This window comes from Buchnera aphidicola (Cinara cf. splendens/pseudotsugae 3390) (genome assembly GCF_900698845.1).
Taxonomy (GTDB): domain Bacteria; phylum Pseudomonadota; class Gammaproteobacteria; order Enterobacterales; family Enterobacteriaceae; genus Buchnera_F; species Buchnera_F aphidicola_AM.
Map to the genome: position 1 here is coordinate 288,020 of NZ_LR217692.1, position 12,819 is coordinate 300,838.

Sequence of the window (12,819 nt, forward strand, 5' to 3'; positions counted from 1 at the left end):
TAATAATATTTATATACATAAAGAAAAGAGCTGCAACAGCTCTTTTCTTTACACAAATTATACTCTATTTTTAATAAATTTTAATATTATAAATAAATATTTTGTAGTACGTTAATAACGTAAACCAAGATCTTTAATTAAAAAAAGATAAACTGAATGGTTTTTTGATTTTATATAATCTAATAATTTTCTACGCCGAGAAACCATTTTCAACAATCCTCTTCGACCACAGTGATCTTCTCTATGTTCAGCAAAATGTTTTTGTAAATAATTTATTTTTCTAGTCAATAAAGCAATTTGTACTGATGTACTACCACTATTAGTATGCAATTTACCATATTTTGAAATTAAATTTTGCGTTTCTAGTATATTTTTTAACATATGCAAAACTCCATAAAAAACTTTATTCTAAATAATAATTACATAAATCTTTAAATAATTCGTAAAAAGAATTTAATTCATTAAAATACATTTTGGAATCAAAATACTAAATTCATTTATTATTCCTATCCCTAAAAATATACTATTTATTCCTGTAATTACTCGCACTAAACCTGTTTTATACATCTTTAATAAAGATATATTCATTTTTTTTTGAAAATTTTTTACATCTTCATGAAATAATTTTACTGAAGGATATTTTAAAAATATAGAACTTACAGGTAACAAAAAAGTGCGCAACATACTACGTGAATAAAAACGATATATTTGATTCACGTTTTTATTTTCAACAAAATATAAATCAGGTAATTTTACTAATTGAGATGAACAATAAGGTCCTACTTGTATTCGACGCAAAAAAACAACATGCGCGCCACATTTTAATCGCTTACCAATATCTTGAGCTAAACTACGTATATACGTTCCTTTAGAACAAGATACCGTAAACTCTAAAAAACTGTCAATATATTGAATAAAATTTAATTTATAAATTATTACCTCTCTCTTTTTAAGAGGAAGAAATATACCTAATCGAGCATACTTATATAATGGAACTCCAGAATATTTAATTGCTGAAAACATAGGTGGAACTTGTTCTATTTTTCCAATAAAACTATTTAAAATAGAACTAATTTGAGATTCCGTTACGTGCACCAATCGATTTTGTAAAATAGCTCCAGATAAATCTCCGGTAGTAGTAATTACTCCTAATTTTGCTATTACATGATATTTTTTTATTGAATTTGTTAAATATTCAGAAAACTTTGTTGCCGAACCAAATAAAATCGGTAAAATTCCCGTAGCAAAAGGATCTAAAGATCCAGTATACCCTGCTTTTCTAGCATAAAAAATTTTTTTAACATGTTGTAGTGTACAATTAGATGAAATTCCTTTTGGTTTATCTAACAACAATATTCCAGAATTATCTTTATTACTTTGATAATTCATATTTTTAACCCATATACATATCAATTCAACATTTTTATATACTAATAAAACTTACTTTTTTCAATAAGCTGAGAAATTAATATTCCCTTAGAAAAAGAAATGTCATGAATAAAGCACAAGTTAGGAACAATCCGTAAATATATATTCTTATTTATCAGTGAACGAATAAAACCTGTAGCTTTTTGTAAAATACCTAATATTAATTGTATTCTGCGTTTATCTTGATCATATAAACATGTAAAAAATATTTTAGCATAACTCAAATCTGTAGATAATTTTACTTCCACTATTGTTATCAAAGAATTTAATCTAGGATCTCTTATTTTTTGTTGAATAATTGCAGCAATTTCTTTATGTAAACTACGTTCTAACCTCATAGATCGACTAAAATCTTTTAACATATTATTTCCTACATAAAACAAATATATTTATATAAAATCACAAAAATAATTCAAAAATTTAATATAAAAAGATATCAATCATTTTTTAACCATTTGAAAAACTTCAACAATATCACCTATGCAAATATCATTATAATTTTTTACTCCTATACCACATTCCACTCCATGTCGCACTTCTAAAACATCTTCTTTGAATCTACGTAAAGATTCTAATTCCCCTTCATAAACAACAATATTATTCCGCAGTACTCGTATAGGGTTTGTTTTTTTAATAATTCCTTCTTTTACCATACATCCAGCTATTAAACCAAATTTAGGCGCTTTAAATATACTTCTAACTTCTGCTAATCCAATCACTATCTGTTTATCAGAAGGTACGGACAAACCTGAAATAAATGCTTTAATATCATTAATTAAATCATATATTATTGAATAATACCTGACATTTAAATTCTCTAATTCTATAATCTTTTTTGCGGAAATATCAGCTCTAACATTAAATCCCACTAACATTGCTGTTGTTGTCAAACTTAAACATACATCAGTTTCTGTAATTGCTCCCACTCCAGAAGTAATGATATTAACCTTAATAATGTTGTTAGACATTAAATTCAAAGAATCTGATATTGCTTCTAAAGAACCCTGAGTATCTGTTTTTAGTATAATATTTAAATTTGAATTTTTTTTCATACTAATTTTTTCAAATAAATTCTCTAGATCAATTTTTTTTTTATATGAAAATTTATTTTCTCTATATTTTAATTTACGCAATAATGATAATTTTCTAGCCTTTTTTTCATCACGAACAACAAATAGTGTATCTCCTGTTTTCGGTAATCCTGATAAACCAAAAACTTCTACTGGAATAGATGGACCGGAAGATAATATAGTTTTATGAAATTCATCTCTAAGTAATTTTATTTTTCCATACTCTAAACCACAAATAATTATGTCGTTTACTTTTAGAATACCTGTATGTACTAATATGGTAGCTACTGGACCACATTTAGAATCTAAATAGGATTCAATTACTACTCCCGTAGCCATTCCAGAATATACCGCTGTTAACTCTAACATTTCTGCTTGTAATAAAATTGCAGATAACAAATTATCAACACCTAAACCGGTTTTAGCTGAAACCAAAACAAATATATTATCTCCCCCTAATTCTTCAGAAATAATTGAATATTTCATTAACTCTTTTTTAATTTTATCTACATTAGATAGTGTTTTATCAACTTTATTAATAGCAACTATTATCGGTACCTGTGCAACATTTGCGTGTTGAATCGCTTCTATTGTTTGAGGCATAACACCATCATCTGCAGCAATTACCAGAATAACTATGTCAGTAATTTTAGTACCTCTAGCTCGCATAGCCGTAAAAGCAGCATGACCAGGAGTATCTAAAAACGTAATAATGCCTTGAGATGTTTTAACATGATAAGCCCCAATACACTGTGTAATTCCACCCGCTTCTTGAGAAGAAACCGTAGTTGATCGAATATAATCCAACAAAGAAGTTTTTCCATGATCTACATGTCCAATCATAGTTACTATTGGTGGACGAGATTTTTTCTTAGCATCTCCTAAATAACGATCTTGCATTACAGAATTTTCTAAATCGTTATCTTGATGCATATATACTGTATAACCCATTTCTTCAGCAACTAATTGAGCTGTACTTGGATCCAATATATTATTAATAGTTGATGAAATTCCTAATTTTAGTAATATTTTAGTTAAATAAGAGTGCTTTACTGCCATTTTATTAGATAATTCTAATACAGAAACAGCATTTCTAATAATTATCTTTTTGTACACAGTTCCTGCAGGTTTATTAAATTTTTGCTGTAAAATAGAGTTCTTAACTGTATATAATTTATTTTTTTTAGAATAATTTGAAAAACGTCTATCAGATCCTTTCAATGAATAAATATTATTATTTATTTTGTTTTTACGAATATTAATAATCGGAACAAATCTTTTTTTATCAACAAAATTATTTTTTTTATTTATATCCATAGTAAGAACAGAATTAATTTGTTTACTTTTTAATACATTTTTTTTGTTAAATTGATTATGATCTAATATTTTTTTATTCGTAAACTTTTTAAACGAATCACTGTTATTTTTTTTATTTAGTACTTTAGAAGAAAAATTTGACTTAACAGATTTTGAGTTTATTGGCTGTGTAAGTTTTTTTTTTAAATTTATTGATAATTTTTTTTTATCTTTCTTTAACAATCTATTATTATCATACTTATCTCTTGATTTTTTCAATTTCACCGGTAAAATTATCTCTTTATTTAAAAGTAAATTTAACTCATAATTAATATTATAAAAATTTTATTAAAAATAATATTTTAATGAATATCCAAATAAAACGATATATATAAAATTATTAATATACAAAAATTGCTTACCATAATAATATTTTTTAAAATTATCTTTTATACAAATAAAAAATTATTATTTATATATAATAAATACCTATGCAGATTAGGTATTAATCAGTAAAACTAATTACATAAATTTTATATAAAAATATAATGATTATTTTTTAAATTCATAATACGTATATAATTAATTATTTTATTTAAAATTTAGATTATTTATGTTCATTAAACCAACAAATATTACGAGCTTCCATAATTAATTGTCCAGCTTGAGCAGAAGTCAATACTGAAATATCATTTAAGTCATCAATACTTTGTTCAGCTAAGTGCTCTAAAGTATATATTTTTTTTTCTGTTAATTTTTGAATTATACACTCATCAATATTTTTTAAACGTAATAATTCTGAATTTAAAAAATTTTTTTTAAGTTTATTTGCAAATTTTTCTTGATTTTTTTTTAAAATAAATATTACTTTTCTCTGTACTCGTAGAATGATATCACTCTTGATACCTTTAACCGATAATAATGTATTTGTGGAAGCATTAGCAATATCTTGTATTGAAGAAAATCCTGAACGTAATAATAGTAAAACATCATTTTTATTCAAATTTAATTGATTTTTACAAAAACAAAAAAAATCTTTTTTCTCTATTTCATTCTGTTCATGTAAGTTACTAGAAGTCATGATGTTTAATTCCCATCCAGTTAACTGCGACGCTAATCGTACATTTTGTCCGTTTCTTCCAATAGCCTGCGCTAAATTACATGCTTCAACAGATACATTAATAGTATGAGTATAATCATCTAAGGTAATCGATGAAACATCAGCAGGAGACATTGAATTAATAACAAATTTTTCTGGATTTTTATCCCATAAAATTATATCAATTCTTTCTCCGCATAATTCATTAGATACTGCTTGTACTCTAGCTCCTCTAATACCAACGCAAGCACCTACTGGATCAATCCTATTGTCGCAAGTTGTAACAGCTATCTTAGATCTTGATCCAGGATCACGTGCAATAGCCTTAATTTCTATCAATTGATCGCTAATTTCTGGAACTTCAATTCTAAATAATTCAACTAACATCTCTGATTTAGATCGACTAATGAGCAAATATGTTCCACGTGGTTCATGCGAGATATCATATAATAAACCACGAACTCTATCATTAATTCTAAAATTTTCTCTAGGTAACATGTCTTCACGCATAACAATGCCTTCAATCTTATTACCAACATCCAAAATAATATAATCTCTATTAATTTTTTTAACTATTCCGATAATAATTCGACCTTTTTGTTTATAAAAACGATTTACTAAAATCTCATGTTCCGCTTCTCTAACTTTTTGTATAATAACTTGTTTAGCTATTTGAGTAGCGATACGATCAAAGATTACAGAATTAATACAATCTTCAACATAATCATGTAACTGTATAGTTTGATTTTCAAGACGTGCTGCATCTAGTGTGATTTCTTTAGTTGGATTAGATACGATATTTACCACTAACCATCTTCGATATGTATTATAGCTACCATCTTTACGATTTATATACACTCTAAGATTAATATCTTGACCATATTTTTTTTTAGTAGCAATTGCTAAAGCACTTTCTAAAGCTTCAAAAATTTTTTCTCTTGGAATAGATTTTTCGTGTGAAACAGCATCTACTACAGATAATATTTCTTTATTCATATCCTTTCCTTTATTCTTAAATTAAAGTGGATGTATTCAACTAAATAAAAAATTCAAAGAAAAAGAACTTTTGTCTACCTAAGTAGGTATTAGCATTTATTATTGGGAAATTTGAATATGCACTAAATGCAATAATTCTTATAATAAACAGTACTAACTAACATTTTTCATATAAAAAATTGTAACAAAAAACCCCGATTTTTTCGGGGTTAAAATATTAAATAACTGTTATAATGTAAATAATTATAATATAAAATTAAGAAAGAAAGAAAAAAGAAACACAATTCATACCGAAGGTGGGAATTGAACCCACACACCTATTTAAAATTAAGTACTATCTCCTCAAGATAGCGTGTCTACCAGTTTCACCACTTCGGTTAAAATATCATATATCAACAAAATATATAAATATATAATCATCTAAAAAAAAATAATCTTGAAAACAAACATTTTTATTATGAATAAATAATTACTATTGAAAAATAATGATATAATATAAATTAACATGATAAATTAATTTTATATAAAAATTATATCTTTAAATGATTAATGGTCCATATACTATATCTACATAATAATAAATTGACTATAAAAAATAAAGTCAACAAAAATAAAACCGTGTATGTCATAACATAACTTTTTGAATTCTCAGTAAATAATTGAGAAGAATAATCACTTGTATTAGTAGATAAATTATTTCCAGAACTAAATTGAAACATAATAATGGAAATCAAAAAAAAAGAAACAAAAATAAATGTAATCAATAAAAAAAGATGCATATAAACACCATATATATATATACTATTTAATAATTTTATATTTTATTTTATAATAAAATAACAAACTGACTTTATCATGTATACACTTAAAAATAATAAACATAGTTCTTTTATTTATATATATTATACAATTATATATAAATAAAAGCACTATGTGAAATATTTTTTATATATCTACTAAACAAACGTAATATATTAAATATATATCATAATAATAATAATTATATTATTAATATAACAAATATATATTGCTATATAAAATCCTTAAATAATAAATTTTTTCAAATAAAACATGTTAAAACATAACTTATAATAAAAAACCAAATATAATTATACATCTGTAAATTTCTAAAATAAAATTCATATACAAAATATATTCGCATATACATATTTTAATATGTATTATTAATAAAATTAAATATCACTTTTCATACAAAATACAATTTTTTTTATTTATAAAAATATTTAAAGTATAGATAAAATTTTGTTAATGATATACAGATTAAAATATCTGTTTTAAATTATAACTACAATAAAATTTACATTTATAATTATTAACTATTTACAAAAAATATAAAAAAATCAAATCTAATACAAAATCAATATTAATTATATTTATTAAAAAATCATTATACTTGATTAAACATTATCAAAATATTTTCTAAAAAATTTAATAAATAATATCTATTAAATACATATATAAAAAAATAATACAACGTGTATTACTACTACAACATATCAATGATATCTATTTGATAAAATAGATATCATTGAATTATTATCATAATAGTTGCCAATACTTAAAAATATATATAATACTTATTATAATAGTGTCTATATAAACATCTAAATTATTATTCCTGTACAAAATTTCTATTGCTTAAAAAAAAATATTAATTAAGATTAATTAAATAAAATTTAACGTAAATTCCAACCATCAGGTTCACGAACTAATTTTCTAGACATTAAATCATCAATTTGTGAAGCATTAATAGTCTCATATTTCATTAGAGCATCTTTCATGGCATGCAAAATATCTATATTTTCATGTAAAATTTTTTCTGCGCGTCGATAATTTTCTTTAACTAACAATTGTATTTCTTTATCAATAATACGAATTGTTTTATCAGAAAAATGTTTTAAATTAGACATGGATTTATCTAAAGAAAATTCTTGATTCTCTTCCGCATATAAAATAGGCCCTAATTTATCTGAAAAACCCCATTTAGTGATCATTTTTCGCGCTAAATTAGTAGCTACTTTAATGTCATGACATGCTCCAGTAGAAATTTTATTAGATCCATAAATAATTTCTTCTGCTATTCGCCCGCCATATAAAGTGGAGATCTGACTTTCTAATGTTTGACGATTGACGCTAAATACATCACCTTTCGGTAAAAATACGGTTACTCCCAAAGATTTTTCACGTGGAATAATAGTAACTTTATGAACAGGATCATGATCAGGAACTAATCTACCTACAATAGCATGTCCAGATTCGTGATAAGCAATAGATTCTTTGTGACTTTCTGTCATAATCATAGATCTTCTTTCAGAACCCATCATTATTTTATCTTTAGATTTTTCTAGATCTATCATAGAAATTATAGTCTTGTTACAACGAGCTGCTAGTAAAGCTGATTCATTTACTAAATTGGCTAAATCAGCCCCAGAAAAACCAGGAGTACCTCTCGCAATAACCATTGGAACAACATCATTCGCAATAGCTACCCTACGCATATGAATTTTTAAAATTTCTTCCCTACCAATAACATCAGGTAATGGAATTACAATTCGACGATCAAATCTACCTGGTCTTAACAAAGCTGGATCTAAGACATCTTGTCTATTAGTAGCTGCAAGTATAATAACTCCTTCATTACCTTCAAAACCATCCATTTCTACTAATATTTGATTTAATGTTTGCTCACGTTCTTCATTACCCCCGCCAACTCCTATCCCTCTTTTTCTTCCAACAGCATCAATTTCATCTATAAAAATTATACAAGGAGAATGTTGTCTAGAATTTTTAAACATGTCCCTGACACGAGCAGCCCCTACGCCGACAAACATTTCTACAAAATCAGAACCTGAAATTGTAAAAAAGGGAACATTAGCTTCCCCAGCGACTGCTTTAGCTAATAGTGTTTTTCCGGTTCCGGGAGGACCAACCAGTAGAATTCCTTTAGGAATTTTACCTCCTAATTTTTTAAACTTTTGAGGTTCTTTTAAATATTCTACTAATTCAGAAACATCTTCTTTTGCTTCATTGCAGCCTGCTACATCCAAAAAAGTAATTTTAATGGTATTATTGGATAACATTTTAGCTTTACTTTTACCAAAGAACAAAGATCCTATTCCATTACTAATTTGTGAATATTTTAAAAAACAAAAAAACAGCACTATTAATAAAAAAAAAGGAAGCCAAGATAAAAAAATAGATACCAAAAAACTTTGTTTAGCTGGAATTGTATTGGTAATTATAATATCTTTTGTAAATAAAATATCTAACGATTTGACGTTATAAACAAACATATTGGTGATATATTGATTCATATCTTTTCTCATAACTACAATTTTATTTATTAATGTATATATTAAAAATTTTATTTGTACTAATTTTAATTAAGAAAAATACCTAATTAAATTGAGCATTATATACAGTATATCTGTATAAATTTTAAAATAAAGATACCTATACAACTAAAAAAATCAAGAAAATTACATTTTAATTATATCAGTAAACAACAAACTACTTTAAATAAATATTAAAAAATCACAAATTATTTTTTAAATCTGCGAGCTATGACAAAAACTTCCCGAGAATTAAAACGAGAAGAACATGGCTTGTAAATTTTTACGAATTTAAAAACATCACAAATTTTTTTCATATACATGTTAAATCCATAACCTTGAAATAACTTCATTATCAAACATCCGTTTTTTAATAATACATGTATAGAAATTTTTAAAGCAACATCATTTAATTTAAACATATTAGCATTATCTATGATAGAAATACCGCTAATATTAGGAGACATGTCAGACATAACAACATTCCAAGAATTTTTTTTTAGATTAAAAAAAATTTTTTTTTGCATACAAATATCAGTAACATCTTCATGAAAAAAAGTAACATTTTTTAATGGGCGCATTGGTAAAATATCATATGCAAAAATAATTCCTGAATTTCCAATTTTTTGAAGAGCATATTCTGACCAACCTCCAGGATTAGATCCTAAATCTATCACTTTCATTCCAACATTAAAAATTTTTTCTGATTCATTAATTTCTTTTAATTTAAACCATGCTCTAGATCTTAAATTTTTTTTATTTCTTGCTCGTATATATGGATCTGTAAAATGTTTTCTCAACCAATTATTAGAGTTTTTTAATTTTTTTTTTACAATCATAACATTTTTTCAAAATACACAACATCAACATGTAAAAAATTACATATATTGATTTAATTTAAAATTTTTAAAATAATTTATAAATGTTTTACAAATATAAATTTTATTAAAAATATCAACATATATACCATTTATAAAAATTTTCATATAAAATATATTCATAAGAAATATAAATTTTGTGTATATAAAAAATTATTTAAATTATTAAAATATACTTTACTGTAAAAATAAATATTCAAAAAAAAAAATAACAAAAATTATATATTTTAGGATTAAAATTATATATTTTAAATATATTCAATTTTTTTAATTAAATATTCTACTGAACCTGTAGGGGTACTTACTGTAATTGTATCGTTCTTTTTTCTTCCAATTAATGCTCGAGACATAGGCGAGTAAACAGAAATTGAATATTCTTTGCAATTCGCTTCGTCATCACCAACAATAGTATACATGAAAATGTTATTGGTACATATTTGTAATACAGTTACTGTAGCTCCAAAAATAACAATACCTCGAAAAGGTATTTTGGTAACATCAATAATTTCTGAACACAATAACTTATTTTCAATTTCACAAATTTTATTTTCACAAAAACTCTGTTCTTCACGAGCTGCATGATACTCTGCATTTTCTTTTAGATCACCTAACTGTCGAGCATTAGAAATTGCTTCTACAATTGACGGTCGTGTAATATATTTTAATTTATTTAATTCAGATTTAAGTTTATTAAAACCCCGTAATGTCATTGGAACTTTTTTAAACAAGCCCATTACTCCTTTACATTAAAATAAAAAATGAAATCTAATTTATACATATAATTTGCATATTATAATGTCATTATAAAAAAACTATATAAAATGTTATAAATCATATTTAGTATATGATATTATGTTAGTATTATATAATATAATAAATAATTATATATATATTTATTCCAAATAGATTATTTTATAACATAAAAAATTATTTTTATAAAAAATACAGCATAGAAAATATAAAAAAATAATTTTTTATAAAAACAAGAATTTTTAAAAACATTTTTTCAAAAATTAAATTTATCAATAAAAATATTTTTCATAAAATATTATATATAAAAAAAGTTTTTATCAATAAAACTGAGTTAACAGTACAATAAAAAAAAGTTATAAAAATCAATAAAAATTAATTTTTATATCAACTAATATATAACTATAGAGTAATAAAAATGCATTTAGATAAAATTCAATGCGCTATTAAAAATCAATTAAATCTAAAAAAAGTATTAATATCAAACAATAATAATCATATTTTAATTACCGCTATAGGAGATTCATTTATAGGAATGAATTCGTTAAAAAGACAAAAATCTATATATAAAATATTAATGCCATATTTTTTAACTAAAGAAATCCATGCGATACAAATTCAAACATATACTATATCTGAGTGGAATAAAAAAAAATAAATCATATATATATAAAAATTTTTACAAAAAATTAATTAAAAAATAAAATTTTATATATAACATTATGTAATAAATTAAAATATTTATATAAAATATATTTTAAAAATATATGCTATGATTTATTTAAAATATAAAAAAATTTTTTTAGTAAAATATTTAATTTTGTTCAAGAAAAATAGAACATAAAAAGTTTTATGAAAAATTATGTTTATATGTTTAATGTTAAAACTATATATATAGTAATTATATTATGTGTAGAAATCAATGTGTTATCATATAATAATATAAATCATATACTTACATATATTTACATATTAAATATACATTTAAATAATAAACGCTTAAAATCATAGTAAAATATTCCTATTAATTAATTTTAACAAAAAATATTTTAACAAAAATAATTTTTATACACATTAAATTCATATCTTATATACACATAATTAACTCTATAATATAGATTTTTATAAAAATCTATATAATTTTTGTACAATTATAGTATCATTTAATTTTTAAAAATACATTTTAATTTTTATATTTTATAAAAAAAAAGATAAAAAATATTAAATACTTGAAAAGTATATCTTAATAAATAAAATTTTTCATTATTAACCTATAATATATCTAGAGAAAAAATTATGTATGTTATATTTTTAGACCGTAATACACAATATAAAGCAAAATCTGGTGACATAATTAGATTAGAAAAAATAAATATAAACATTGGAAAGACAATAATATTTGAAAAAATAATATTATTATCAGATAATGCAAAAATATCTATTGGACAACCTATACTTAATAATATTTATGTAGAGGGATTAATTCATCAACATGGAAGAGACAAAAAAATAAAAATTATAAAATTTAATCGCCGTAAACATTATAAAAAAAATCAAGGACATAGACAATATTACACAGATGTTAAAATAAAAAATATAACATATAAAAATTCTACACTATAAGGTATAAAAATGGCTCACAAGAAAGCAGGTGGTTCTTCTCGAAATGGTAGAGATTCTCATTCAAAACGATTAGGTATTAAAAGATTCGGAGGTGAACATGTGTATCCTGGAAATATCATTCTCAAACAGAGAGGAACTAAATTTCATCCAGGGTATAATGTAAAATGTGGTAAAGATCACACATTATTTTCTATTGTAAGCGGATTAGTAAAATTTGAAAAAAAAGGTTTACCAAAAAAAACATACGTAAACGTAATACAAAGATAATGTAAAAATATATATTTTAATTAAATCAACAAAATGTTTTATATTAAAACAATATTCTG

12 protein-coding genes and 1 tRNA gene are annotated in these 12,819 nt (G+C 23.4%); 3 read left to right on the plus strand and 10 right to left on the minus strand.

Annotated features, from left to right (window positions below; translation table 11 throughout):
- Nucleotides 1-111 precede the first annotated feature (111 nt).
- The 10 genes from rpsO to greA all read right to left on the minus strand — a co-directional run bounded on the left by rpsO (nt 112) and on the right by greA (nt 10,848).
- On the minus strand, nt 112-381 hold the full coding sequence (gene rpsO / locus BUCISPPS3390_RS01210; RefSeq protein WP_154060838.1) for a 30S ribosomal protein S15: 270 nt from the start codon (nt 379-381) through the stop codon (nt 112-114).
- Between the two features lie 72 nt (nt 382-453).
- Nucleotides 454-1,389: a tRNA pseudouridine(55) synthase TruB gene (gene truB, locus BUCISPPS3390_RS01215; RefSeq protein ID WP_154060839.1), complete on the minus strand. Its 936-nt coding sequence runs from the start codon at nt 1,387-1,389 to the stop codon at nt 454-456.
- A 41-nt stretch (nt 1,390-1,430) separates the two neighbouring features.
- Nucleotides 1,431-1,790, minus strand: coding sequence for a 30S ribosome-binding factor RbfA (gene rbfA, locus BUCISPPS3390_RS01220; RefSeq protein ID WP_154060840.1), 360 nt, complete (start codon nt 1,788-1,790; stop codon nt 1,431-1,433).
- A gap of 78 nt (nt 1,791-1,868) precedes the next feature.
- On the minus strand, nt 1,869-3,815 hold the full coding sequence (infB, locus tag BUCISPPS3390_RS01225; protein WP_232036974.1) for a translation initiation factor IF-2: 1,947 nt from the start codon (nt 3,813-3,815) through the stop codon (nt 1,869-1,871).
- A gap of 586 nt (nt 3,816-4,401) precedes the next feature.
- Nucleotides 4,402-5,889 (minus strand): transcription termination factor NusA, encoded by a 1,488-nt coding sequence (gene nusA / locus BUCISPPS3390_RS01230; RefSeq protein WP_154060842.1) that lies wholly within the window; start codon nt 5,887-5,889, stop codon nt 4,402-4,404.
- 288 nt (nt 5,890-6,177) lie between these two features.
- A tRNA-Leu gene (locus BUCISPPS3390_RS01235) sits at nt 6,178-6,267 on the minus strand.
- Nucleotides 6,268-6,419: 152 nt separating this feature from the next.
- Entirely contained in the window at nt 6,420-6,668 is a 249-nt protein-coding gene (gene secG, locus BUCISPPS3390_RS01240; RefSeq protein ID WP_154060843.1) for a preprotein translocase subunit SecG, read from the minus strand.
- Between the two features lie 918 nt (nt 6,669-7,586).
- Nucleotides 7,587-9,224, minus strand: a complete 1,638-nt coding sequence (gene ftsH, locus BUCISPPS3390_RS01245; RefSeq protein WP_420021829.1) for an ATP-dependent zinc metalloprotease FtsH — start codon at nt 9,222-9,224, stop codon at nt 7,587-7,589.
- Between the two features lie 227 nt (nt 9,225-9,451).
- Nucleotides 9,452-10,081, minus strand: coding sequence for an RlmE family RNA methyltransferase (locus BUCISPPS3390_RS01250; protein ID WP_154060845.1), 630 nt, complete (start codon nt 10,079-10,081; stop codon nt 9,452-9,454).
- A 287-nt stretch (nt 10,082-10,368) separates the two neighbouring features.
- Nucleotides 10,369-10,848: a transcription elongation factor GreA gene (gene greA / locus BUCISPPS3390_RS01255; protein WP_154060984.1), complete on the minus strand. Its 480-nt coding sequence runs from the start codon at nt 10,846-10,848 to the stop codon at nt 10,369-10,371.
- A gap of 440 nt (nt 10,849-11,288) precedes the next feature.
- Here greA and BUCISPPS3390_RS01260 point away from each other — a divergent pair, with 440 nt between their 5' ends.
- The 3 genes from BUCISPPS3390_RS01260 to rpmA all read left to right on the plus strand — a co-directional run bounded on the left by BUCISPPS3390_RS01260 (nt 11,289) and on the right by rpmA (nt 12,760).
- Nucleotides 11,289-11,528, plus strand: a complete 240-nt coding sequence (locus BUCISPPS3390_RS01260) for a BolA/IbaG family iron-sulfur metabolism protein (protein ID WP_154060846.1) — start codon at nt 11,289-11,291, stop codon at nt 11,526-11,528.
- A gap of 638 nt (nt 11,529-12,166) precedes the next feature.
- The gene (gene rplU / locus BUCISPPS3390_RS01265) at nt 12,167-12,493 is read left to right on the plus strand and encodes a 50S ribosomal protein L21 (RefSeq protein WP_154060847.1); all 327 of its coding nucleotides are present in this window, start codon (nt 12,167-12,169) and stop codon (nt 12,491-12,493) included.
- A gap of 9 nt (nt 12,494-12,502) precedes the next feature.
- Nucleotides 12,503-12,760 (plus strand): 50S ribosomal protein L27, encoded by a 258-nt coding sequence (gene rpmA, locus BUCISPPS3390_RS01270; RefSeq protein ID WP_154060848.1) that lies wholly within the window; start codon nt 12,503-12,505, stop codon nt 12,758-12,760.
- Nucleotides 12,761-12,819: the final 59 nt, after the last annotated feature.

Bases quoted from the DNA above. Each gene is read 5' to 3' on its own strand.
- rpsO (WP_154060838.1), bottom strand. From the start codon at position 381: ATGTTAAAAAATATACTAGAAACGCAAAATTTAATTTCAAAATATGGT.
- truB (WP_154060839.1), bottom strand. From the start codon at position 1,389: ATGAATTATCAAAGTAATAAAGATAATTCTGGAATATTGTTGTTAGAT.
- rbfA (WP_154060840.1), bottom strand. From the start codon at position 1,790: ATGTTAAAAGATTTTAGTCGATCTATGAGGTTAGAACGTAGTTTACAT.
- infB (WP_232036974.1), bottom strand. From the start codon at position 3,815: ATGGATATAAATAAAAAAAATAATTTTGTTGATAAAAAAAGATTTGTT.
- nusA (WP_154060842.1), bottom strand. From the start codon at position 5,889: ATGAATAAAGAAATATTATCTGTAGTAGATGCTGTTTCACACGAAAAA.
- secG (WP_154060843.1), bottom strand. From the start codon at position 6,668: ATGCATCTTTTTTTATTGATTACATTTATTTTTGTTTCTTTTTTTTTG.
- ftsH (WP_420021829.1), bottom strand. From the start codon at position 9,224: ATGAATCAATATATCACCAATATGTTTGTTTATAACGTCAAATCGTTA.
- BUCISPPS3390_RS01250 (WP_154060845.1), bottom strand. From the start codon at position 10,081: ATGATTGTAAAAAAAAAATTAAAAAACTCTAATAATTGGTTGAGAAAA.
- BUCISPPS3390_RS01260 (WP_154060846.1), top strand. From the start codon at position 11,289: ATGCATTTAGATAAAATTCAATGCGCTATTAAAAATCAATTAAATCTA.
- rplU (WP_154060847.1), top strand. From the start codon at position 12,167: ATGTATGTTATATTTTTAGACCGTAATACACAATATAAAGCAAAATCT.
- rpmA (WP_154060848.1), top strand. From the start codon at position 12,503: ATGGCTCACAAGAAAGCAGGTGGTTCTTCTCGAAATGGTAGAGATTCT.